The organism is Rossellomorea marisflavi (genome assembly GCF_009806575.1).
GTDB lineage: Bacteria > Bacillota > Bacilli > Bacillales > Bacillaceae_B > Rossellomorea > Rossellomorea marisflavi_A.
Genome location: NZ_CP047095.1, coordinates 1,486,302 through 1,508,119 on the forward strand (window position 1 = coordinate 1,486,302; position 21,818 = coordinate 1,508,119).

Annotated in this window: 23 protein-coding genes and 1 riboswitch; of the genes, 20 read left to right on the forward strand and 3 right to left on the reverse strand. The window is 48.2% G+C overall.

What is annotated here, in order from left to right:
• The first annotated feature begins 49 nt into the window (after positions 1 to 49).
• The 5 genes from D5E69_RS07855 (at position 50) to D5E69_RS07875 (ending at position 6,017) form a co-directional block, all read left to right on the forward strand.
• Positions 50 to 1,591, forward strand: a complete 1,542-nt coding sequence (locus tag D5E69_RS07855) for a bifunctional GNAT family N-acetyltransferase/carbon-nitrogen hydrolase family protein (RefSeq protein WP_048004458.1) — start codon at positions 50 to 52, stop codon at positions 1,589 to 1,591.
• A 245-nt stretch (positions 1,592 to 1,836) separates the two neighbouring features.
• A complete protein-coding gene (locus D5E69_RS07860; protein WP_159129522.1) occupies positions 1,837 to 3,588 on the forward strand; it encodes a phospho-sugar mutase in 1,752 nt (583 codons plus the stop codon).
• Positions 3,589 to 3,707: 119 nt separating this feature from the next.
• The gene (locus D5E69_RS07865; protein WP_048004456.1) at positions 3,708 to 4,817 is read left to right on the forward strand and encodes a GAF domain-containing sensor histidine kinase; all 1,110 of its coding nucleotides are present in this window, start codon (positions 3,708 to 3,710) and stop codon (positions 4,815 to 4,817) included.
• A 13-nt stretch (positions 4,818 to 4,830) separates the two neighbouring features.
• Positions 4,831 to 5,472: a response regulator gene (locus D5E69_RS07870; protein WP_159129523.1), complete on the forward strand. Its 642-nt coding sequence runs from the start codon at positions 4,831 to 4,833 to the stop codon at positions 5,470 to 5,472.
• 2 nt (positions 5,473 to 5,474) lie between these two features.
• Positions 5,475 to 6,017: an NADPH-dependent FMN reductase gene (locus D5E69_RS07875; protein WP_048012908.1), complete on the forward strand. Its 543-nt coding sequence runs from the start codon at positions 5,475 to 5,477 to the stop codon at positions 6,015 to 6,017.
• Between the two features lie 52 nt (positions 6,018 to 6,069).
• Here the strand turns inward: D5E69_RS07875 and D5E69_RS07880 are convergent, their stop codons facing one another.
• Complete coding sequence (locus tag D5E69_RS07880) at positions 6,070 to 6,324, reverse strand: YhdB family protein (RefSeq protein ID WP_048004453.1); 255 nt, start codon at positions 6,322 to 6,324, stop codon at positions 6,070 to 6,072.
• 166 nt (positions 6,325 to 6,490) lie between these two features.
• On the opposite strand from D5E69_RS07880, the gene D5E69_RS07885 reads away from it, so the two are divergent.
• The 5 genes from D5E69_RS07885 to D5E69_RS07905 all read left to right on the forward strand — a co-directional run bounded on the left by D5E69_RS07885 (position 6,491) and on the right by D5E69_RS07905 (position 10,455).
• Complete coding sequence (locus D5E69_RS07885; RefSeq protein ID WP_048004452.1) at positions 6,491 to 6,790, forward strand: DUF3889 domain-containing protein; 300 nt, start codon at positions 6,491 to 6,493, stop codon at positions 6,788 to 6,790.
• 183 nt (positions 6,791 to 6,973) lie between these two features.
• Positions 6,974 to 8,152 (forward strand): MFS transporter, encoded by a 1,179-nt coding sequence (locus tag D5E69_RS07890; RefSeq protein ID WP_048004451.1) that lies wholly within the window; start codon positions 6,974 to 6,976, stop codon positions 8,150 to 8,152.
• Between the two features lie 128 nt (positions 8,153 to 8,280).
• Positions 8,281 to 9,693: a SpoVR family protein gene (locus D5E69_RS07895; protein ID WP_048012910.1), complete on the forward strand. Its 1,413-nt coding sequence runs from the start codon at positions 8,281 to 8,283 to the stop codon at positions 9,691 to 9,693.
• Positions 9,694 to 9,798: 105 nt separating this feature from the next.
• Positions 9,799 to 10,143, forward strand: coding sequence for a hypothetical protein (locus D5E69_RS07900; RefSeq protein ID WP_048004449.1), 345 nt, complete (start codon positions 9,799 to 9,801; stop codon positions 10,141 to 10,143).
• Positions 10,144 to 10,272: 129 nt separating this feature from the next.
• Positions 10,273 to 10,455: a Fur-regulated basic protein FbpA gene (locus D5E69_RS07905; protein WP_048004448.1), complete on the forward strand. Its 183-nt coding sequence runs from the start codon at positions 10,273 to 10,275 to the stop codon at positions 10,453 to 10,455.
• 339 nt (positions 10,456 to 10,794) lie between these two features.
• On the opposite strand, the gene D5E69_RS07910 is transcribed toward D5E69_RS07905, so the two are convergent.
• Complete coding sequence (locus D5E69_RS07910; protein WP_159129524.1) at positions 10,795 to 11,697, reverse strand: aldo/keto reductase; 903 nt, start codon at positions 11,695 to 11,697, stop codon at positions 10,795 to 10,797.
• Between the two features lie 92 nt (positions 11,698 to 11,789).
• On the opposite strand from D5E69_RS07910, the gene D5E69_RS07915 reads away from it, so the two are divergent.
• The 8 genes from D5E69_RS07915 (at position 11,790) to splB (ending at position 17,806) form a co-directional block, all read left to right on the forward strand.
• The gene (locus tag D5E69_RS07915) at positions 11,790 to 12,641 is read left to right on the forward strand and encodes a phosphotransferase enzyme family protein (protein WP_048004446.1); all 852 of its coding nucleotides are present in this window, start codon (positions 11,790 to 11,792) and stop codon (positions 12,639 to 12,641) included.
• 52 nt (positions 12,642 to 12,693) lie between these two features.
• Positions 12,694 to 12,803: riboswitch (TPP riboswitch) on the forward strand.
• Between the two features lie 81 nt (positions 12,804 to 12,884).
• Positions 12,885 to 13,862, forward strand: coding sequence for an ABC transporter substrate-binding protein (locus D5E69_RS07920; RefSeq protein ID WP_159129525.1), 978 nt, complete (start codon positions 12,885 to 12,887; stop codon positions 13,860 to 13,862).
• Positions 13,863 to 13,868: 6 nt separating this feature from the next.
• Positions 13,869 to 14,162 carry a thiamine-binding protein gene (locus D5E69_RS07925; RefSeq protein WP_048004444.1) on the forward strand — a complete coding sequence of 98 codons (294 nt, stop codon included), beginning with the start codon at positions 13,869 to 13,871 and terminating at the stop codon, positions 14,160 to 14,162.
• Positions 14,159 to 14,920 carry an ABC transporter permease gene (locus D5E69_RS07930; protein WP_048004443.1) on the forward strand — a complete coding sequence of 254 codons (762 nt, stop codon included), beginning with the start codon at positions 14,159 to 14,161 and terminating at the stop codon, positions 14,918 to 14,920. Before D5E69_RS07925 ends, D5E69_RS07930 begins: the two co-directional genes overlap by 4 nt.
• Complete coding sequence (locus D5E69_RS07935) at positions 14,917 to 15,663, forward strand: ABC transporter ATP-binding protein (RefSeq protein ID WP_159129526.1); 747 nt, start codon at positions 14,917 to 14,919, stop codon at positions 15,661 to 15,663. Before D5E69_RS07930 ends, D5E69_RS07935 begins: the two co-directional genes overlap by 4 nt.
• Positions 15,647 to 16,426: a TatD family hydrolase gene (locus D5E69_RS07940; protein ID WP_048004441.1), complete on the forward strand. Its 780-nt coding sequence runs from the start codon at positions 15,647 to 15,649 to the stop codon at positions 16,424 to 16,426. The genes D5E69_RS07935 and D5E69_RS07940 overlap by 17 nt, the downstream gene beginning before the upstream one ends.
• 96 nt (positions 16,427 to 16,522) lie before the next feature.
• On the forward strand, positions 16,523 to 16,768 hold the full coding sequence (locus D5E69_RS07945; protein ID WP_048004440.1) for a transcriptional regulator SplA domain-containing protein: 246 nt from the start codon (positions 16,523 to 16,525) through the stop codon (positions 16,766 to 16,768).
• 9 nt (positions 16,769 to 16,777) lie between these two features.
• The gene (gene splB, locus D5E69_RS07950; RefSeq protein WP_048004439.1) at positions 16,778 to 17,806 is read left to right on the forward strand and encodes a spore photoproduct lyase; all 1,029 of its coding nucleotides are present in this window, start codon (positions 16,778 to 16,780) and stop codon (positions 17,804 to 17,806) included.
• Positions 17,807 to 17,834: 28 nt separating this feature from the next.
• On the opposite strand, the gene D5E69_RS07955 is transcribed toward splB, so the two are convergent.
• Positions 17,835 to 18,272, reverse strand: a complete 438-nt coding sequence (locus D5E69_RS07955) for an arsenate reductase/protein-tyrosine-phosphatase family protein (protein WP_048004438.1) — start codon at positions 18,270 to 18,272, stop codon at positions 17,835 to 17,837.
• 274 nt (positions 18,273 to 18,546) lie between these two features.
• On the opposite strand from D5E69_RS07955, the gene D5E69_RS07960 reads away from it, so the two are divergent.
• Positions 18,547 to 19,800, forward strand: coding sequence for a dicarboxylate/amino acid:cation symporter (locus tag D5E69_RS07960; protein WP_048004437.1), 1,254 nt, complete (start codon positions 18,547 to 18,549; stop codon positions 19,798 to 19,800).
• A gap of 539 nt (positions 19,801 to 20,339) precedes the next feature.
• The gene (gene putP / locus D5E69_RS07965; protein WP_048004436.1) at positions 20,340 to 21,809 is read left to right on the forward strand and encodes a sodium/proline symporter PutP; all 1,470 of its coding nucleotides are present in this window, start codon (positions 20,340 to 20,342) and stop codon (positions 21,807 to 21,809) included.
• Positions 21,810 to 21,818: the final 9 nt, after the last annotated feature.

The following is a 21,818-nucleotide window of genomic DNA, read 5'->3' on the forward strand; positions in this document are numbered from 1 at the left end:
GAGCAGGATATGTGGTATATAGGATAGATGAAGAAGGAGTCGATCACGAATGGCAGAAAAGCTCGATTTATCCCAATTTGAGAAAAAAATGATTATCCGTCCCATGCAGCACGGGGACATTGAACATATCATCAAGATGCAGGAAGTCTGCTTCCCGGGAATGGACCCGTGGAAGGTGGAGCATCTTGAAAGTCACCTGGATATCTTCCAGGAAGGACAGCTCGTCGCGGTACTCGATGGCGAGATCATTGGTTCCTGCTCGAGTCTCATCATCAACTTTGATGAGTACGACGATCGTCACACATGGGACGACGTGACGGACAACGGGTATATCACCAACCATAACCCGGAAGGCTATAACCTCTATGGAATCGAAGTCATGGTTCACCCTGAATATCGACGGATGAAGGTCGGTCACCGTCTGTATGAGGCAAGGAAGGAGCTTGCCCGTCAGTTGAATCTGAAGAGTATCATCATCGGGGGGCGCATCCCGAACTTCTATAAGCATTCGGACGAAATGTCGCCGAGGGATTATGTGGACGCGGTTAGCCTTCATAAAATCTATGATCCGGTGCTTTCCTTCCAGCTTCTGAACGGATTCACCCTCATGCGGATCAACCCGAATTACCTTCCGGATGACAAGCGATCACAGAAGTATGCGACCCTCATGGAGTGGAACAACGTAGATTATCGCCCATTGAGCAAGCGCCACTTCAAGACGAGTCACCCCGTCAGGATCTGTGTGGTCCAATACATGATGAGGAAGATTTCATCCTTTGAAGAGTTCGCCAACCAGGTGGAATACTTTACCGATGTAGCGAGCGATGCAAAGTCAGATTTCGTCGTCTTCCCTGAGATCTTCACGACGGAGTTGATGTCGTTTTTGAACATCAAGTCCCCGAGTCTTGCCGTCAGGAAGCTTACAGATTTCACCGAGGAGTATATCGAGCTCTTCACGGATCTTGCAGTGCGATATAATGTGAACATCATCGGCGGATCCCACTTCGTGAAAGAAGAGAACGATGAAATTTACAATATCGCCTACCTCTTCAGACGCGATGGAACGATCGAAAAGCAGTACAAGATCCATATCACACCGAATGAGCGGAAATGGTGGGGAATCAGCGCCGGTGATACGGTGCGCGTATTCGATACGGATTGCGGCAAGATCGCCATCCAGATCTGCTACGATATCGAATTCCCCGAGCTTGCCAGGATCGCGACGGACAAAGGGGCCAAGATCATCTTCACCCCGTTCTGTACCGAAGACCGCCAGGGATACCTCAGGGTGCGGTATTGTTCACAGGCACGTGCGGTTGAGAACCAGATCTATACCGTCATTTCCGGTACGGTCGGCAACCTGCCTCAAACGGAAAACATGGACATCCAATACGCCCAGTCCGGCATCTTCGCTCCATCCGATTTTGAATTTGCCCGTGACGGGATCGTAGGGGAAACCAACCCGAACATCGAGATGGTCATGATCGGGGATGTGGACCTTGAAGTCCTTCGCCGCCAGCGTCAATCAGGGACGGTCCGTCAGCTGAAAGACCGGCGTCATGATGTGTACGGCATCTCCTACAAAAAATGAATGATCAAGACCCTGCCCTGAAACCGGCAGGGTCTTTTCCGTAGTGTGGGACGCAAACACAGCGAGAGGTAAAAGACCTGTTAGCCATCCTGTTTCCGCTTTTTGTATTTTTGAAAATTATCCCACTGAACCGGGTCAAAAGTATGCTACTATAGAAAAGCAAACCCTGCTCCTCCAATGAAGGAGGATTTACGGGTGTTGGGCTAGAATAATACAAACACAGAGCCTATTAGGAGGGGATTCAGATGAGTTGGAAAGCAGCATGGGAAAAGTGGAGTGGATTCTCTGGACTAGATGAAGAGATGGGGAATGCCCTTCTTTCGATCAATGATGATGAGAAAGCCCTCGAAGACGCATTCTATAAAGACCTTGAGTTCGGTACTGGTGGCATGCGAGGAGAAATCGGACCTGGAACGAACCGGATGAATGTATATACCGTCAGGAAGGCATCTGAAGGATTGGCCCGTTACATAGAAGATCAAGGGGAGGAAGCGAAGCGGCGGGGCGTGGTGATCGCGTATGATTCACGGCATAAGTCACCTGAATTCGCCATGGAGTCTGCCAAGACCTTGGCGACTCACGGTATCCAGACCTATGTGTTCGATGAATTGGCTCCGACACCGGAGTTATCTTTTGCCCTCAGGACGCTCAATGCTTTCTCGGGAATTGTCGTCACGGCGAGTCATAACCCCCCTGAATATAATGGATACAAAGTATATGGTGAGGACGGGGCACAGCTTCCGCCCCATGAAGCAGATGAAGTGATAAGAAGGGTCAATGAAGTAGAGGATGAGCTGGTGATCAAGGTGCTTCCTGAAGAGGAATTGAAGCAAAAAGGCCTGATCAAGATGATCGGGAAAGAAATTGATCAATCCTATCTCGAGCATCTTCTCACGATTTCGGAAAAACCACAGATCGCTGCGGAAGTCGATTTAAAGATCGTCTTTACACCCCTTCATGGAACAGGTCTGAAAATGGCAGAACGCGGCCTTGAGGCTCTTGGCTACAAGCATGTCCATATCGTCAGTGAGCAGGCTATTCCGGATCCGGAATTCACAACGGTTGCTTCGCCCAATCCGGAAGAAAGGAAAGCGTTCGGATATGCCATCCGTCAAGGGAAGGAAATCGATGCTGATATCCTGATCGCCACCGATCCGGATGCAGATCGCCTGGGAGTTGCAGTGAAAGGCGGAAGCGGGGAGTATATCCTCCTTACGGGTAATCAGACAGGCGCGATCCTGATGGACTATATATTGGCAAGGAAGCAGGAGAAGAATCAGCTCCCGGCGAACGGACGGGTATTCAAGACGATCGTCACGTCGGAACTTGGGCGTAAAGTAGCCGAGCACTATGGCGCTTCTGTCGAGGATGTGTTGACAGGGTTCAAGTTCATCGGAGAAAAGATCAAAGCATACGAACAATCGGGCGAACATACCTTCTTGTTCGGTTATGAAGAAAGCTACGGGTATTTGATCGGTGATTTTGCCCGTGATAAAGATGCCATCCAGGCCGTCCTCATGGCAGCGGAAGCAGCGGCCTACTATAAGGGGCAGGGGAAAACACTCCAGGATGTACTGAATGAACTGTATGAGCGTCACGGTTATTATCAGGAGGGACTGCAAAGCATGACCCTCAAAGGGAAAGAGGGAGCCGAACAGATCCAGGGCATCCTGAAGGATTTCCGATCTGATCCCCTTAAAGAAATTGCCGGAAGAAAGGTGGTCACCGCTGAAGATTATGCAAGCGGTGAGCGGACCAATCTGCTGACAGGCGAAAAAGAAACCATCGATCTTCCTTCTTCGAATGTGTTGAAATATTTCCTTGATAATGGGTCTTGGGTATGTCTCCGTCCATCGGGAACCGAACCGAAAATCAAGTTCTATTTCAGCGTGGTCGGTGCCACCAAGCAGGAGAGCGATGAATTGCTGCACGTCATCCAGGAAGACTTCATGGTGAAAGTCGAAGGGAAGATGCAAGCGAAAGCAGGGAAGGCTTAATGCCTTCCTTCTTTTTTTGTGGAAAGTCAGACAAAAGTCGTAGCGGGTCTTGAGACCTTAAGCGAATGCCGATTGGCCGGAAGGAGTTATACTAGAGAGGAGAAGAAAGGGCGAATACGATGAACGAAGGATCAAACATCGAACTTTTAAAGGAAATTGCCGAATTATTGAATACCGAGACCGAAATGGAATCCATGATGAGCGAAGCATTGAATAAGCTGATCAATGGGACGGTCTTCACGAGCGGCTGGATCTTTTTCATTGATCATACAGGGAAACATGAAATGGTCTCTCATCAGAACCTTCCAGCATCCTTGACAGAACGCGGATGTGAGCGGATGAAAGAAGGCGGGTGCTGGTGTGTCAACCGATTTATCAAAGGGAAGCTTACCAAGGCGACGAATATCATTGAATGCCTGCGAATTGAAAAAGCAATCGAAGAAGATCCGAATGCGACAAACGATATCCTCTATCATGCAACGGTTCCCCTTCAGTCCGGGCAGGAATCGTTTGGCTTATTGAATATGGCAGCACCGTATAAGACCCATTACTCCCAGGAGGAGCTTGCTCTTTTGGAATCTGTCGCTTTTCAGATCGGCTCTGCCATCAAGCGGATCACCTTGACGAAAAAGGAGCAGGAACTTGCCCTGATCGGGGAAAGGAACCGATTGGCCAGGGACCTCCATGATTCCGTCAATCAGCTGCTCTTTTCCCTCACATTGACGGCAAGGGGCGGTTCGGCTATGACGGGTGACCAGGATGTCAAGGATACGTTCCAGACGATCCAGGGCATGGCGCAGGAAGCTCTGTCAGAAATGAGGGCCCTGATCTGGCAATTGAAGCCTCACGGACTTGAGAACGGACTCGTCCAAGCAGTCAGGGGCTATGCGGATATGCTCGGGCTGAAGCTTGATGCGGAGATAAAGGGACTGGCATGTTTGGATTCAAAATATGAAGAAGCGCTCTGGAGGGTAAGCCAGGAGGCTCTGAATAATTGCAAGAAGCATGCAGGTGTCCAGTCAGTGCGATACCGGTTGACGAGGAGGAGTGACCTTGTCGAGCTGATCATTGAGGATGATGGCTATGGCTTCCACTACGATCCCTCCAATTCCCTCCCTTCCGTGGGTCTCCAGGGAATGAAGGAGCGGATCAAGGCAGTAGGAGGAAGCCTCACCATCGATTCGGCACTCGGAAAGGGCACGGTCCTCTCCGTGAAGATACCATGTTAGGAGGTAGAAGGGATTGATCAAAATATTGATTGTCGATGACCACCACGTTGTCAGGAGGGGGCTTGCCTTCTTCTTGAAGACCCAGAAAGATATGGACATCATCGGCGAAGCGAAAAACGGGAAAGAAGCGGTCGAAATGGCTGCAGCCCTCGTTCCGGATATCATCCTCATGGATCTTATGATGCCGGAGATGGATGGAATCGAAGCCACAAGAAAAATCAAAGCGGTCAACCCGGGAATCCAGATCATGATGCTCACGAGCTTCTCGGATCAAGACCAGGTTGTTCCTGCCATCGAAGCAGGGGCGGGAGGATATCAGCTCAAGGATATTGAGCCTGATGAGCTGGTGAAAAGCATCAGGAAGCTCCTGTCCGGGGAGAATTCCCTTCACCCGAAGGCGACGAATCATCTTCTGACCAGAATCACCAAAAAAGAACCACCCAATAAGATTCATGAGCTCACGAGAAGGGAATCTGAGGTGCTCAAGGAATTGACCAAAGGAAAGAGCAATAAAGATATCGCCTCGAGCCTTTTTATCACAGAGAAGACGGTGAAGACCCATATCTCCAATATCTTTTCTAAACTTGAGGTGACAGACAGGACGCAGGCAGCCCTCTACGCTGTTAAAAATCAGCTTGCATGGAAGGATGAATGAGCATGAATATCACAGTCATCAACGGAACGCCGAGAAAGCAAGGGAGGACAGGCATCGTAGCCCGTTACTTGTCCAAACAGTACGGATGCAGCCTGATCGACCTTAGCGACGGGAGCATCCCTCTATACACAGGGGAACGGGAGCAATCCGAACTGGAAGCGGTCCGGTCGTTGAAACAGAAGGTACAGGACGCAGATGCTGTCATACTTTGTTCCCCCGAGTATCACAGTGGAATGAGCGGTGCGTTGAAAAACGCCATGGACTTCATGGGCAGCGACCAATTTGCCCATAAGCCCGTGGCCATCATCGCGTGCTCGGGAGGAGGGAAAGGCGGCATCAACTGCCTGACGAATCTCCGGACCGTGAGCCGAGGTGTGTATGCCAACGTCATCCCAAGGCAGCTGGTTCTTGATCCTCACTGTTTTGACCGGGAAAAGGATACGCTTTTACCTGATCCTGAAGCATTGGTCGAAGGCATGATGAAGGAACTGATGGTTTACGCAGAAGCGCATGCATCCATACGCGGGAAGCTTGTCCAGCCCTGAAAATTTGAAAAACCGACCTGTAGTGTCAGGTCGGCCGGTGGAATTCTCTTGTTTACATTTTGACAGCATCGACTTCCAGTGGTTGCTCTTCACTGTAGGTGATGTTGGCATGTTCGATATAGCGTAAAAGCGTATATAGGCTGCGTTCCACAACCGTATAATCGTGCGAAAAGTGATAGGCATGCAGGAAATGTTCGATCCTCTTTGAGAGAAGGTCGTCCTTCGTCCTCACCATCAAGATCAGCAGGTTATCCCATTCTGACCGATGAGTGTAGTATAGCGCCTTGTCGTAGTCCACTTTATCCACTCTGGTTCCCTCCTTCTGAAGGGGTACTGTTAGTGTATGGAGACATACGGGGGAACTTCCTCAGCAAAACTTGGCACTGTGGATTCTTCTGCTTCTCCTTATTTTGGGTGAATAAAGTCCCCTTCCTACCCTCATTCTAAAGGGAAAAGAACAAGAGGTGAGATACATGAAGAAGCCCCTTCTCATCATTTGCCTGCTGTCCATCCTGTTTCCATGCTTAGCCAATGCAACAGAAGTGGACTATAAAAAATTCGGCCGGATCGCTTCCGTCGTCGTCAAAGAAGACTATCCAGGACAGGCCGTCAAGGATTATCACTACCTGGGCCGAAAGCAACTGACGAGCGAAAAGGTATCCGATACATTCGAGTTCACCGTACAGGAGAATAACAGGGATAAAAGGGTATTGATCATCGTCGTACATGACCTGGCGAATGAGAAAACGCTGAACATCACGGTCCATGAATGAAATGCCTCCCTTTGGGGAGGTTTTTTTACGACTTACTATAGTGAATCAGGAAAAAAAAACCTGCATGGAGAATGGGATGTCTGGTATAATGGATGTTATCAATGAAAAGAAGGGAGATTGGCAATCCGATGTGAGTACAGCTTTTTTTCTAGCCTGAAAATTGAATAATGGGAGGAAAAAAAGATGCATTCCATCGCATTTCGACATCTCTGGTTCGGTCAGGCGTTGGCCAATCTTGGCGACGTCTTATATATTGTGGGACTGATTTCGGCTGTTTATGCCATGACGGGGTCGGCCGTTTATATGACTGCAGTTCCACTGATCATCACCTTTTCCCGCTTCGTGAGTTCCGTGGCGGCACCGCTCCTTATGAACAGGGCCACGCTCAGGACACTTCTTGCCTGGTCGCAGGCAGGGAAGACAGCATTGTTGTTCACTGTTCTGTTTGCCCTGCAGAGTTCTTCCGTTTGGCCGCTGCTCTTGCTGGGGGCGGGAATCGCTTTTCTGGACGGATGGGCGCTCCCGGCGCGTAATGCCTTCGTCCCCTATCTCGTCAAAAGGGAAGAACTGATGGGGGCAAACGGTTTCTTATCGACCGTCGATCAGATCATCCAGTTTTCCAGCTGGGCCCTTGGAGGAGTATTGCTCTCCCTTATCGGGGTTGATTATCTCTTTGTCACCGTATTCATTCTGTTCCTTGTCAGTACGGTCTACATGTTCCGGCTTCCGGCAGCCCTGAAGCCCAATCTCGAAGAACGGAAATCATGGTGGGCGCAGCTTGGTGAAGGATGGGTGCTGGTGAAAGAGAAAAAAGGACTGGTACCGGTATTTTGCGTGTATGCCCTTGAGTCCATCGCGGCCACAGTGTGGATCGCCGCTGTTCTTTACCTGTATGTGGATCGCCAGCTTGGTAAGGGAGAAGAATGGTGGGGATTCATCAACAGCGCCTTCTTTATCGGCCTGCTTCTTGCATCCGTCGTCATCTTCCGCTATCACGGGATGTTCAGCAGAAAGCGGGCGTCCGTTTTGCCCCTGACCATCATCATGACATCGGTCATCACCCTTTTCTTTGCTTGGAATGAACTGGCGATTTGGGCCCTCGTCCTTTCTCTGTTGTTCGGTTTATTCGATCAGCTGAAGACGATCATACTCCAGACGTATCTTCAGGAGAGCGCGCCACCCGATGAACTGGGCAAAATCTATGCAGCACAGGGAACGATGACGACCCTGCTGTTCGGTCTCTCTTCCGCAGGTGCAGGTCTGCTGGTGGAGAGCTGGTCGATTCCAGTTGTCTTCACCTTCTCGGGCATCCTTCTCGCTCTTTCAATCATTCCGATGATGGTATTCTTGAAGAATGAATAAGCTTCAACCACGTGTCGTACCGGCACGTGGTTTTTTCGTATGTCAGAAGTCAATTGCTCCCGGTTCCTTTCATCAAATGGCCGACCTTATCATACAGTTAGATAAGAGTGATATTAAGGGGGATGGCGATGAATTTAGAGGAACAGCGACAGTTGCAGCATGCAATCGCTGAAATTACCGAGATTGCTTCAGGATTTGGATTGGACTTTTACCCAATGAGATACGAAATTTGTCCTGCCGACATCATTTATACATTCGGTGCTTACGGGATGCCGACCCGTTTCTCCCATTGGAGCTTCGGCAAGCAGTTCCATAAGATGAAGCTTCAGTATGATCTGGGACTGAGCAAGATTTATGAGCTTGTCATCAATTCGGATCCATGCTATGCCTTCCTGCTCGATTCAAATTCATTGATACAAAATAAATTGATCGTCGCTCATGTCCTGGCACACTGTGATTTCTTCAAGAACAATGTGAGATTCCAAAACACGAAGCGGGATATGGTCGAGAGCATGTCGGCGACGGCAGAGCGGGTGAGGCAGTATGAAATCGAACACGGGAAGCAGGAGGTTGAGAACTTCCTTGATGCAGTCCTTGCAGTCGATGAACATATCGATCCTTCCCTCATGAGGCCCAAACTTTCGTGGACAATGGATGATGTGGAGTGGGTGGAGGAAGAAACGTCGCCAGTCACTCCGTACGATGATCTCTGGTCCCTGGATGAAAAGCCGAAAAAGGTCCAAAAGAAGAAGGTGAAGAAGAAGTTCCCCCCTCAACCTGAAAAGGATATCCTGCTCTTCATCGAACAGTACAGCCGTGAGCTGACCGATTGGCAACGGGATATCCTGACGATGATGAGGGAGGAAATGCTCTATTTCTGGCCTCAGCTCGAAACGAAAATCATGAATGAAGGCTGGGCGTCCTATTGGCATCAGCGCATCATCAGGGAAATGGACCTCACATCGGGTGAATCCATTGAGTTTGCGAAGTTGAATGCAGGGGTCGTCCAGCCGTCACGGACGCAGATCAACCCTTATTACCTAGGATTGAAGATCTTTGAAGATATCGAGGACCGCTATAATCATCCGACAGAAGAGATGAAGAAGCGGGGCGTGAAGGAAAACTCGGGAAGGGAAAAAATGTTCGAGGTGAGAGAAATTGAATCCGACATTTCTTTCCTGAGGAATTACCTTACGAAAGACCTCGTGACAAGGGAAGATATGTATCTATTCCAGAAGCAGGGGAAGGACTACAAGATCGTTGACAAAGAGTGGACCCATGTAAGGGATCAGCTTGTGGGCATGAGGGTGAACGGAGGATTCCCGTACATCACGGTCGATGACGGGGACTACATGAAGAGTGGTGAACTGTACCTTAAGCACTGGTTTGAAGATGTGGAGCTCGACATTAAATATTTGGAGAAAGTGCTGCCGTATCTTCATCAGCTATGGGGGAGACCGGTCCATATGGAGACCCGGGTGGAAGGAAGGAATATGCAGTTCACCTATGATGGTCGGAGTGTTCAAAGAAAATATTTGTAATCTACGGGGGCCGGAGAGCCCCTTTTTTCATGTTTCAGGTACAGCTCGGGAATCTTGTTCTAAAATCAGGCCCCCCTTTATAAAATGAAGCAAGGAGGCGATTGTATGGCTGAAGTCGAAGTATTCATTGGAGATCTGGAAGATCCTGCTTTTCAGTATGAGGGCGGTGATTGGAATCATAATTATCCGAAGAGGATCAGTCCGTTCCTTCCTGATGGATCCGATCTGTTCTACAGGATCCTGGATGGCATCTACAAGAAAGAGTTGGTGGGGAGACAGACGGATTGGGGAAGCCACACGTGCCTGCTCTATCCTCATGAAATGATCCAGGTGCTGTCGGGTCATTACGCGGATAAGAGAACCGGGGAAGATGTCGAAAAACTGTTCAGGATGATCCTGGATCTTGATCCAGGTATTCAATACGGCCTTGTGGCCTGTGAAATGGGATAGGATGGCCCCTTTTTTTTCACTGGGAAATCAACCTCGCATTAGGAGTGAAAGAAGAAGGGAACCTGCCCATATTGCATGGTTTAAAACCTCCCGTAATTGGGGTATACACCTCAATTGGAGGGGTTGAAAATGTTACACCAAGAAAATGAACTGAGTACAACCGTAAATTCAAAAAAAGACTTCTACATTCAACAGCTCTTACGAATCGGAGTATATAAATATAAAGATCAACAGCTGTATGAATTACCAATGGGAGAGCTTCAGGAAGTGTATCTCGACTTCTATGTAGCTCCTGATAATAAGAGAAAATAAAAATGACGATCTGTAGAGATCGTCATTTTTATTTTGGGTTGAAGCCTATGCTTGTCGCCTCAGAACGACCCGCCTCCGCTTTTCTTTCATGTCTAGCTCCGGCGGGTTGAGGCTCGAGGTCATAAGTCAAACCGTCCAAAAAGGCAAAGGGCGCCTTTCCGAACGGTTCGCCTTATGCTTGTCGCCTCAGAACGACCCGCCTCCGCTTTTCTTTCATGTCTAGCTCCGGCGGGTTGAGGCTCGAGGTCATAAGTCAAACCGTCCAAAAAGGCAAAGGGCGCCTTTCCGAACGGTTCGTCTTATGCTTGTCGGGTCAGAACACCCCCGCCTCCGCTTTTCTTAAGGGACTTCGTGTCCCATTGAGGCGTGGAGGATTTCGAACCATTGGTCGTGGTTGAGGGTGATGTTCAGTGAGTTGATGGCTGATTGAATTCGTTCTTTTTTGCCCGATCCGACAATCGGCATGATGCGTGCAGGGTGTGTGAGGAGCCAGGCGTACAGGATTTCGTCGATTCCGTTGGCACCAGTTTCGCCTTGTACTTTTTCAAGTGCAGCGCGCAGGCGGTCTGCTTTTTCATCGCCTTGTTTGAAGATGGCTCCTCCGGCAAGTGGTGACCAGGCCATTGGTGGCACCTTCTTCTCCTGACAAAGGTTCAGCGTGCCGTCTTCGATGTTTTCAAGCTCGTAAGCAGATAGTTCGATCTGGTTGGTCACAAGCGGGAAAGGAAGATGTGCCTGAAGCATGGACCATTGGTGATGTTTGAAATTCGAGACACCGAAATGTTTAACCTTACCGGCGTCTTTCAACTGAGTGAAGGCGTCTGCAACTTGTTCAGGGTCCATGAATGGATCGGGACGGTGAATCAGCAGGACGTCGATATAATCTGTTGACAGGTTCTTCAGTGACTGATCCACAGATTCAAGGATATGGGACTTCGATGTATTGTAATGGTGGGTACGGTGCTGCGGTCGTTGTTCGGAAGGAATGACGATTCCGCATTTAGTGACGATCTCCATCTGGTCCCGCAAAGAAGGCTTCAGTGAAAGAGCCTCTCCGAATAGCTCTTCACATTTGTACGAGCCATATAAATCTGCGTGATCAAATGTTGTAATGCCTTGTTCCAGGTCATGCTGGATCAGTGAGAGGGTTTCTTCTTTTGTATAATCCCAGTCTGCAAGCCTCCAAAAACCGTGGACGATTCTTGAGAAACTGAGGTCTTCAGTGATTTTTATTCTTTCCATGGAGCATTCCTCATTTCATGCAATTGGTATGTATGGTTGTTTGTGCAGTCATACTAATGAATATCTTACTACACAGATGGGTGGAACACGAAATGCTAGACCTCATTTCCGCATTTTTTTCTGAGGAAGATGCAGAACGGTTCAAGGTGAAAAGGGTAGGTGAATGCGTATGGGTGGTGGACGGTCCAGGGGGCACTTTTTATCTGAAAAGGAGGATGGAGATGGACTTGGAAGAGAAGATCACCACATATCTTCATCGCTGTTCCATCATGGCGGAGTTGCCTCACCCAACACGACAAGGAGGATTCATTACCTGGTCGGGTGAATGCGGGTACGCCCTATACGCATGCATTCCAGGAATCCGCCCTGGATGGGATGCTTCGAACATGTCTGCTATCGGGACCTATTTGGCCAATCTTCATGCGGTCTTCATGCACTTTCCGTCCGAGAGAGTCAAAACATGGGACATCTCCCTTCATACGATGGAGTGGATCCAGCAATGCAGCCATTCTACAGCCATCGACTGGGCACGGTCCCTTATGATTCCATTTTGCAGTCAGGATCTTGAGGGAGGAAAGCAGCTTGTGCATGGTGATGTTCATCCCGGGAATCTCCTTATCGATAAAGAAGGGGATGTTGGCATCATCGACTTTCACCGGCTGCGTGTCGCCCACCGAATGGCGGACGCAGCCTATTTCTGCACCCACCTCATCATTCACAATGGCATATCCCTGCCATTGATCACTGCATTCTTAAAAGGTTACGGTGCTGAATCCCCTTTTAAGGAAGGGGAGGTTGCACAATTCATGCATCATCTTACCATGTTCATCATTCAATATGCCTTTTACCTTGGGCAGGCAGACGATCCCTTCGCTTCATTATCCCAGCTCACAGCGGTATCCGAAGCGGTTCACGATCTGATGTCCCCTCCAAGAAATACTTGAAAACCTTTTGATACTATGGCAAAGTTAGGAATGAAGATAACGCCCGATATCGTGATTATTGTAGGGGGACCGGTGTGGCCGGTTGAGAGTGCATCCGTCAGATGCTGACCCTTTGAACCTGAACTGGCTCATACCAGCGTAGGAAACAGATCGTAGACAGAATTCTTGTTTAATGATGCGTCCTAGGCAAATGAGCCTCGGGCGTTTTTTTCTGTACATATTTAGTGAAGGGGCGTATGCATCTTGAGAAAATGGATCATGGTCGTAAGTGCAATCCTCCTGCTGACTGCATGCAGTTCAGGCGGAACTGAAAAAGAAAAACTCAAAAAGGTATCGGTCGTCCTTGATTGGACCCCGAATACAAACCATACCGGTTTGTATGTGGCAAAAGAAAAAGGATATTTTGAAAAGCAAGGACTCGATGTTGACATCATCATGCCAGGTGAAGCAGGTGCGGACCAATTGGTAGCATCGGGAAAGGCGGATTTCGGTGTGGGGTATCAGGAAGGTGTCACACAGGCAAGGGTTCAGAATGTACCGATCGTCTCGATTGCGGCCATCATACAGCATAATACATCGGGCTTTGCAGCACCGAAAGACAAAGGGATCACCAAGCCTGAAGACTTCGAAGGCAAGACATACGGTGGATGGGGTTCTCCCGTAGAGGAAGCGGTCATGAGCTCGATCATGAAACAGGAAGGGGCCGACGTGAAGAAGGTCAACTTCGTGAATATGGGGGATACTGACTTCTTTACGGCTGTGAAAAGGGATATCGACTTTGCCTGGATCTTTTATGGCTGGACGGGGATTGAAGCCGAACTCCGTGGGGAAGAACTTGATATGATGTACGTCAAGGATTACTCGGATAAGCTTGACTACTACACCCCTGTCCTCACGACGAACGAATCACATATAGAGGATGATCCTGACACGGTCAAGGCATTCCTGAAGGCAGCAACGGAAGGATATGAGTACAGCATCGAACATCCGGATGAAGCAGGCAAGATCCTCCTAAAAGAAGCACCCGACCTTGATGAAGAGCTCGTCATGAAAAGCCAGGAATGGCTTGCACCGAAATACAAAGACGATGCGGAGAGATGGGGAGAGCAGAAAGCGGAAGTATGGAAGAATTACGCTGATTGGATGTTCGATAATGGACTTCTCGATAAGAAACTTGATAGTCAAAAAGCCTACACAAATGAATTTTTACCTGGAGAGTGAGCATAAATGGCAAATGCATTGGTCAGTATTCAAATCATCCCGAAAACGAAGAATGGTGAAGATGTCATCCCTTATGTCGACGAAGCGATCGCAGTCATAGAAGAATCGGGAGTGCATTATGAAGTGAATCCGTTGGAAACGACAATGGAAGGTGAACTCAGCGAGTTGTTCAAGATCGTGGAGCGCATGAATGAGAAGATGATCGCAAGGGGAAGCGTGAATGTCATCTCTCAGATCAAGGTTCTCTATCAGCCTCAAGGCATCGAAATGACGGATCTTACCGGTAAATACCGTTCATGATGAACGGAATCAGGAAGGGATGGCGGCCGGTTTCGGCCCTCATCCTTTTATTCATCTTCTGGCAGGTGGCGGTGAAGGTGTTCACCATCCCCCAATGGTTGCTGCCATCCCCTATGAAGGTTATTTCCGAGGGCATGGCTTCATGGGACTCCTTCCGTATCCATCTTACTTCTACAGTCGGGCTCTCCGTTTCCGGCTTCTTGATCGGATGTGCTGCGGGTCTCGCTGTGGCTGTCACACTGCATCTTCTTCCAGGGGTGAGGGAAGCGGTCTATCCGCTGATGATCTTATCGCAAAATGTGCCCATCATCGTACTCGCCCCACTTTTGGTCATATGGTTCGGTTTTGGCCTGCTGCCTAAGTTCCTGGTAATCACGCTTGTGTGCTTCTTTCCGATAGCAGTCTCCACCATGGACGGGTTCAGGCAGACTGGACGCCATTATATTCACTATATGAAAATGGCTGGGGCCACCAAGGGGCAGATCTTCAGGAAGGTGGAGTGGCCCCATGCCCTTCCATCCATCTTCTCAGGTCTGAAGATTGCGGCCACATACAGCGTCATGGGAGCTGTCATTTCTGAGTGGCTTGGGTCTCAGAAGGGAATCGGTGTCTATATGACGCTTGCATCCTCGGCATTCAGGACCGATCGTGTATTCGTGGCGATCTTCGCCATCATGATCTTGAGCTTGTTGTTTTTCACGGTCATCGTCCTCCTGGAGCGATGGTGTGTGAAAGGGAAGAAGGAGGAATTGAAATGAGTCAGCTACACATCAAGTCTTTATCGAAGCAATTCGATCATCACCCTGTCCTTCGGGATCTATCCCTTCAGGTTGAAGAAGGGGAGTTCGTGTCCATCCTTGGCCCTTCAGGCAGCGGGAAAACTACACTCTTTCATTTGATTGGCGGGATGATGGAACCTGAAGAAGGCTTCATCATTCTCAACGGGGAGAATATCAACGGTAAGACCGGGTTCATCAGCTACATGCCGCAGGATCATGCGTTATTACCGTGGAGAACGGTTCTCGGAAATGTGATCCTGGGTCAGGAAATTCACGGGAGGAAAGACGAGGAACAGGCTAGAAAGTGGATCGGGCGTGCAGGACTTTCAGGTTATGAGGGGGCGTATCCCGATGAGCTCTCCGGTGGGATGAAGCAAAGGGTCGCTTTCATCAGGGCCTTGATGAGTCCGCAATCCCTGCTGTGCCTTGATGAGCCGTTCTCCAGTCTCGATGAGTTCACAAGGCTCGACATGCAAAAATGGCTCATGGATATCTGGGAAGAGGATAAGAGATCAGTTCTCTTCATCACCCATAACATAGACGAGGCACTTTTCCTGTCTGATCGCATCATTGTGTTATCGGGGAAGCCTTCGAGCGTTCAGAAAGAATTCAGGGTGCCCTATGCGCGTCCAAGGGACGAAGGGATCATTTTAAGCGCGGAATTTCTTGAGCACAAAAAAGAAATCTTCAGGGAGTTGACGAAGCATGTTCAGCATGATTGATGCCCATATCCATTGGGATGGGTATTCTCCCGGGCAACGTTCTGTAATCCTTGATTCCCTCGATCGCCATGGGGTTAAGGCGATGATTGCTGTGGGGATGGACTTGAAGTCGAGCAGGGAAACATTGGACCTGTCCTTGATCGATGGGCGGGTGAAGGCGGCAGCCGGGTTCCACCCGGAACAGGAGCTTCCTTCTACGGAAGAAATCGAGGAGATCTTCACCTTCCTAGATCAGCATGCGGAATCACTGGTTGCCGTGGGGGAGGTGGGTCTCCCTTATTACAAAATGCAGGGTGATGCGACCCTTGAAATGAAACCCTATGAAGAATTGCTGGAGAGGTTCATTGTGAAGGCGAAGTCCCTTGATAAGCCTGTCGTCCTCCATTGCATTTACGAGCATGCCAGTGTAGCATGTAATCTGTTGGAGCGTCATTCGGTGGAGAAGGCGCATTTTCACTGGTTCAAAGGGGACGAAGCGATTCTTGAGAGGGTGCTGTCCAATGGATATAAATTGTCGGTCACTCCGGATGTGATGTATGAAGATGAGATTCAAAAGATCGTGCAAAAAGCCGCGCTTGATGCCATCATGGTTGAAACCGACGGCCCCTGGCCGTTTGAAGGGCCATTTAAAGGGCAGATGACCCACCCCAGTATGATGAGAAAAACCATTGAATGCATCGCCTCAATCAAAAAGCTGGATGAAACCGAGACTGCCGAGAGGATCTTTACCGAAACAAAGCAATTTTACAGGCTCTCCATCTAAATGGAGAGTTTTTTTTGGTATAAGCAGGTATTTCCAACATATTTGATCCCGCGTAGGAAAAAATGAAAAGGAATACGTAGGAAATGGGTGAACCCAATGGAAATCAACAATCAAAATGCTATCTATCAGGCGGGTGATATCGTCTATGTCATCTACCGCAACCCCCACACTCAAAGCGTGGCGAATGTCCAGGCTGCAGCTGTGGTCAATGACCCGGAACATCCGGAAGAACTTGCTCTGTTCATGTACGAAACTTATTATCCATTGACGAATGAGGTCGCTGTTTACGCTTCAGAAGCAGATGCTGAAGCAGCATATACACAATCATTCGGTCAGATGTAGGAGGACGAAATGCTGAAACCATTCATGCCCCAATTGGTCTACTTTGAACCAGGGGCCCTGGAGTATCCCCTGGGGAAACAGCTAAAAGAAAAGTTTGAGAAACTGGACGTGGAAATCCGCTACACCACTTCCCACAATCAGGTGCGGAATCTGCCGGGAGAAAACCACTTCCAAAAATATAGGATTGCAAAATCGACCCTGGTAGTCGGTGTCAGGAAAACCTTGAAATTCGACACTTCAAAACCTTCCGCAGAATATGCAATTCCATTCGCCACAGGGTGTATGGGGCATTGCCATTATTGCTATCTTCAAACAACGATGGGAAGCAAACCATATATAAGGACCTATGTGAACGTGGATGAGATTTTTGACGCAGCCGATCAGTATATCAAGGAGCGTGCGCCTGAATTCACACGATTCGAGGCGGCCTGTACGTCGGATATTGTGGGGATTGACCATATCACGCATACGCTGAAACGCGCAATCGAACACTTTGGGGAATCAGAACATGGAAAGCTCCGGTTCGTGACGAAATTCCACCATGTCGATCACCTTCTCGATGCGAAGCATAATGGAAAGACACGCTTCAGGTTCAGCATCAATGCCGATTACGTCATCAAGAATTTTGAACCTGGTACATCGCGATTGGATCAACGGATCGAGGCTGCTGCGAAAGTGGCGGAAGCAGGGTACCCACTCGGCTTCATAGTAGCACCCATCTATCTTCACGAAGGATGGGAAGAAGGGTACAAAACCATGTTTGAACACCTTGAAGCCACTTTGCCCGCATCCGCCAAAAAAGATCTCACGTTCGAATTCATCCAGCATCGGTTCACGAAACCTGCAAAACGGGTGATCGAGAAGAATTATCCTATGACAAAACTTGAACTCAATGAAGAAGAACGACGCTATAAGTGGGGGAAATACGGGATAGGGAAATACATTTATCAGAAAGATGAAGAGCAGGATATCAAAGATCATCTATACAGCTATATGGAGAAAGCGTTCCCTGATGCTAAACTTGAATATTTCACATAAAAAATGACCGCCATGATCGTCATGGCGGTCAATTCATCCTGATGGAGGGAAGCAGGGATTCAAGGTCCCTGACCTTCATCGCGATTTCGTCACAAATTTCCTGGAAAAATACCCATTCCTCCAAATCGGAGGTAGAACGTTTCTGCGGGTTGGGAAGATTCCAATGGATGACTTTTTCTTTCCATTCTTCGGGTACCTTGATGGCGTCGTCCAATTCTTCGTCGTAGATCGTGACAATAAGGGATGCACCGGCGAGTTCGTCAATTTGAATGGGATCCCTTCTAAGGGTGTCTATATCAATGCTATATTCCTTCATGGCAAGGGTACTAAGGCTTTTTTTACGGTTTTTCCTTGTTAATCCAGCACTTTTAAAGGCCCAGCCGGACATGTCAAGCCTTCCAGCCCAACCTTCAGCGATGGAGCTTCGATCCTGGCCAGGTGAAAGAAAGTAAACGGTATTTTTCATTCTATCAAGTTCCTTTCTCGAATCATCATGCTGTTACTTATTATCTACCCCGATATGCTCGTTTTAATCATGGTATGTATTAGTATTTATTGTGAATTCGTTTCAGCATCCACTTCCGGTCGGGTTTCATACCTGTTTCCTCCTGATTCTAGTAAATTAGTAGAGTTTCTTCCATCGAGTAAGAAAATCCTAGATTAAAAAAACGGTTTCATATAAAATTGTATAGGGTAAAGATTACGAATTATCTTTATATATTTTTTTAGGGAGGTACCATATGAAACTGAACCTGACAACAAAGATTATCTTGGCCCTGATTTTGGGTGCCATAGTAGGGTTGCTACTCAATCTATTCGCTAAGGACTGGTTCGATGTCCTTGACCCATATCTATTGACCCCGCTGGGACAAATCTTCCTAAACTTAATCAGCATGCTTGTCGTACCCATCGTTTTCCTATCCATCGTCCTTGGGACAGCAGGATTGGGAGATCCGAAGAAGCTTGGAAGGATCGGAGTCAAGACTGTATCATTCTTCTTGATCACTACGTGCATCGCGATTGTGATCGGTCTTCTCATGGCCTACGCGATCGACCCGGGAATGGTCGAGGGCATCGATAAATCACAGGCGGAGGGGTATAAGACAGAAGAGGCTCCACCTGTAGGAGAAACCTTGTTGAATATCATTCCGAAGAACCCGATTGCTTCAATGAGCGAAGGCAATATGCTCCAGATCATTGCATTCGCCATTTTCGTAGGACTCGGTCTGACCGCACTTGGTGATAAGACGAAAGGGATATTAAAGCTCTTTGAACAAGGTAATGATTTGATGATGTATCTCGTGGGCATTGTCATGAAGTTTGCACCTTATGGAACATTCGGCTTGCTTGCTTCAGCCATCGGAAGCCAAGGGCTAAGCGCCCTTAAAGCTATGTGGCTGTACTTCCTAGTCGTGCTTCTCGCCCTCATCGTACACGGTGTGGTGACCTATGGTTCAGCGGTGGGCTTCCTCGCAAAGAAGAATCCGCTATGGTTCTTCAAGAACTTCAGCCCGGCCATGAGTGTGGCTTTCGGGACATCCAGCAGTAATGCCACGTTGCCCGTTTCCATGGAAGTAGCTCAAGAGAAGTTGAAGGTATCCAAAACAGTCAGTTCTTTTGTACAGCCATTAGGCGCCACGATTAATATGGACGGGACCGCCATCATGCAGGGGGTGGCGACAGTGTTCATCGCACAGGTCTATGGAATCGACCTTTCCATGGAGCAGTTGGTCACCGTTGTCCTCACCGCTGTTCTTGCAAGTATCGGTACGGCAGGGGTGCCTGGCGTCGGGCTCATCATGCTTGCCATGGTGTTAAACAGCGTCAACTTGCCGGTAGAAGGGATTGGGTTGATCCTGGGGATTGACCGACTCCTTGACATGGCGAGGACCGCAATCAACATTTCTGGTGATGCTGCATGTGCCTTATACGTTTCAGAGTCTGAAAAGAAGCGCACCATCAAAGAACAGCGCGGCGAATCTGTCAGATCATAATAGGTACCAGTCAAAAAAATCCGGACCATGTCCGGATTTTTTTGTTTTTTAGGGAAATACAGAAAAAGGGTTTAACTCCATTTAAAATAGGTTAAGGAAAAAGTACTATGACCAAGGGAGGCAGTCATGCTCTTTTTTGAATAAAAAACCTCGAGAACCCTCCTTCTATCACCCCTCATTTCGTCATGATTTGAAATAAATTTAAATAATTCGACATGAATATTTATCGGATAAACAAAAAAAACCCTTTCGTTTTACGCGTTTTTTACGCATAATTATACAAAAAATGAATTGCGTATGCTCAATTAAATTTTCATTATTCCAGAAATGTGTTAAGATTTATCTTGTGTCTCAGAAAGAGGAGATTATTGCAGAGGAGATTTAAAATTGCATACGTGATTCAAAATTTTGAATAAGGAGGAAGCGTGATGGCAGACAGCTTAACAATGGCAACCTGGCTTTGGCTCTTAATTCCGATGCCTCTATTGATTATTTTTTCAATTATCACTTTATTAACCGAAAAGACAAAGGAGTAGATTATGGACATTAATATCGAAACATTGACAGCGATCATCATTTACCTTGTAGGGATGCTGATCATCGGGTATTTAGCAGCAAAATTAACTAGTGATCTATCAGATTATGTTTTAGGTGGAAGACGCTTGACCGCAGGAGTGGCAGCACTCAGCGCAGGTTCATCCGATATGAGCGGGTGGCTCATGCTCGGACTGCCGGGAGCGGTTTATGCTTCCGGGATGGGGTCGATCTGGCTGGCGATCGGGCTTGCAATCGGTGCATACCTTAACTGGCAGTTCATTGCTAAGCCATTCAGAGTGTATACGGAAGTAGCGAAAGATTCTATCACAGTCCCGGATTACTTCGAAAATCGATTCCGCGATCACAGCAAAGTACTTCGAGTTTTTTCTGCAATAATCATCCTCATTTTCTTTACATTCTACACATCTTCAAGTCTGGTAGGTGGAGCCATTCTCCTGGAGCAATCCTTCGGGATGAATTATCAGCTGGCCCTTTGGGTCGGAGCGGGTGTCATCCTCTCTTACACGTTCTTTGGAGGATTCCTGGCCGCAAGCTGGACGGATTTCATCCAGGGAATCCTGATGTTCCTTGCTCTCATCATCATTCCGATCGTAGCCATCATCGAGCTTGGCGGGTGGAGTGAAACGGTCAGCAAGGTTGGAAGCATCGATCCATCCCATCTCAACGTCTATACGGGAGCAACCTTTGCATCCGTCGTATCGCTCCTTGCATGGGGGCTCGGATATTTCGGTCAGCCTCATATCATCGTTCGATTCATGGGGATCAAATCGACCAGGGAGATACCTAAGGCAAGATTGATCGGGATGACGTGGATGGTTGTTTCCCTCTTCGGGGCAATCTTTATTGGATTTACCGGCTTTGCGTATTTTGCAGATAATCCATTGGGTAATCCGGAAACAGTGTTCATCTCGTTTTCACAAATCTTGTTCAACCCTTGGGTTGCCGGTTTCTTACTCGCAGCGATTCTCTCAGCAATCATGAGCACGGTAGATTCTCAGTTGCTGGTATCTTCAAGTGCGCTTGCACAGGATTTTTATAAAGCCATCTTTAGGAAAGAGGCAAGCAAGAAGGAAGAGATGCTTGTTGGAAGAATTTCTGTCTTGGTCATCGCCGTCATCGCGATTTTCCTTGGTTATAATCCCAACAGTTCTGTATTACAACTTGTCAGCTATGCATGGGCAGGATTCGGGGCGGCATTCGGTCCTCTGATCATCTTCAGTCTCTTCTGGAAACGAATGACGCGTAATGGAGCCCTTGCAGGAATGTTAGTCGGTGCTGTAACGGTCATCCTGTGGGCAATACCCGAAGACGGTTTCTTAGGGATCTATGAGCTTCTGCCAGGTTTCATTTTCTCCTCATTGGCCATTATCATCGTCAGTTTGACAGGAAAAGGACCGGACAAAGAAGTCATAGAGGAATTCGAGCTTGTACAAACAAAATTGAAACAATAGGTTCAATAA

Excerpts from the sequence above, each read along its gene's own strand:
- D5E69_RS07855 (WP_048004458.1), top strand. The coding sequence starts at position 50 with ATGGCAGAAAAGCTCGATTTATCCCAATTTGAGAAAAAAATGATTATC.
- D5E69_RS07860 (WP_159129522.1), top strand. The coding sequence starts at position 1,837 with ATGAGTTGGAAAGCAGCATGGGAAAAGTGGAGTGGATTCTCTGGACTA.
- D5E69_RS07865 (WP_048004456.1), top strand. The coding sequence starts at position 3,708 with ATGAACGAAGGATCAAACATCGAACTTTTAAAGGAAATTGCCGAATTA.
- D5E69_RS07875 (WP_048012908.1), top strand. The coding sequence starts at position 5,475 with ATGAATATCACAGTCATCAACGGAACGCCGAGAAAGCAAGGGAGGACA.
- D5E69_RS07885 (WP_048004452.1), top strand. The coding sequence starts at position 6,491 with ATGAAGAAGCCCCTTCTCATCATTTGCCTGCTGTCCATCCTGTTTCCA.
- D5E69_RS07890 (WP_048004451.1), top strand. The coding sequence starts at position 6,974 with ATGCATTCCATCGCATTTCGACATCTCTGGTTCGGTCAGGCGTTGGCC.
- D5E69_RS07895 (WP_048012910.1), top strand. The coding sequence starts at position 8,281 with ATGAATTTAGAGGAACAGCGACAGTTGCAGCATGCAATCGCTGAAATT.
- D5E69_RS07900 (WP_048004449.1), top strand. The coding sequence starts at position 9,799 with ATGGCTGAAGTCGAAGTATTCATTGGAGATCTGGAAGATCCTGCTTTT.
- D5E69_RS07905 (WP_048004448.1), top strand. The coding sequence starts at position 10,273 with ATGTTACACCAAGAAAATGAACTGAGTACAACCGTAAATTCAAAAAAA.
- D5E69_RS07910 (WP_159129524.1), bottom strand. The coding sequence starts at position 11,697 with ATGGAAAGAATAAAAATCACTGAAGACCTCAGTTTCTCAAGAATCGTC.
- D5E69_RS07915 (WP_048004446.1), top strand. The coding sequence starts at position 11,790 with ATGCTAGACCTCATTTCCGCATTTTTTTCTGAGGAAGATGCAGAACGG.
- D5E69_RS07925 (WP_048004444.1), top strand. The coding sequence starts at position 13,869 with ATGGCAAATGCATTGGTCAGTATTCAAATCATCCCGAAAACGAAGAAT.
- D5E69_RS07930 (WP_048004443.1), top strand. The coding sequence starts at position 14,159 with ATGATGAACGGAATCAGGAAGGGATGGCGGCCGGTTTCGGCCCTCATC.
- D5E69_RS07935 (WP_159129526.1), top strand. The coding sequence starts at position 14,917 with ATGAGTCAGCTACACATCAAGTCTTTATCGAAGCAATTCGATCATCAC.
- D5E69_RS07940 (WP_048004441.1), top strand. The coding sequence starts at position 15,647 with ATGTTCAGCATGATTGATGCCCATATCCATTGGGATGGGTATTCTCCC.
- D5E69_RS07945 (WP_048004440.1), top strand. The coding sequence starts at position 16,523 with ATGGAAATCAACAATCAAAATGCTATCTATCAGGCGGGTGATATCGTC.
- splB (WP_048004439.1), top strand. The coding sequence starts at position 16,778 with ATGCTGAAACCATTCATGCCCCAATTGGTCTACTTTGAACCAGGGGCC.
- D5E69_RS07955 (WP_048004438.1), bottom strand. The coding sequence starts at position 18,272 with ATGAAAAATACCGTTTACTTTCTTTCACCTGGCCAGGATCGAAGCTCC.
- D5E69_RS07960 (WP_048004437.1), top strand. The coding sequence starts at position 18,547 with ATGAAACTGAACCTGACAACAAAGATTATCTTGGCCCTGATTTTGGGT.
- putP (WP_048004436.1), top strand. The coding sequence starts at position 20,340 with ATGGACATTAATATCGAAACATTGACAGCGATCATCATTTACCTTGTA.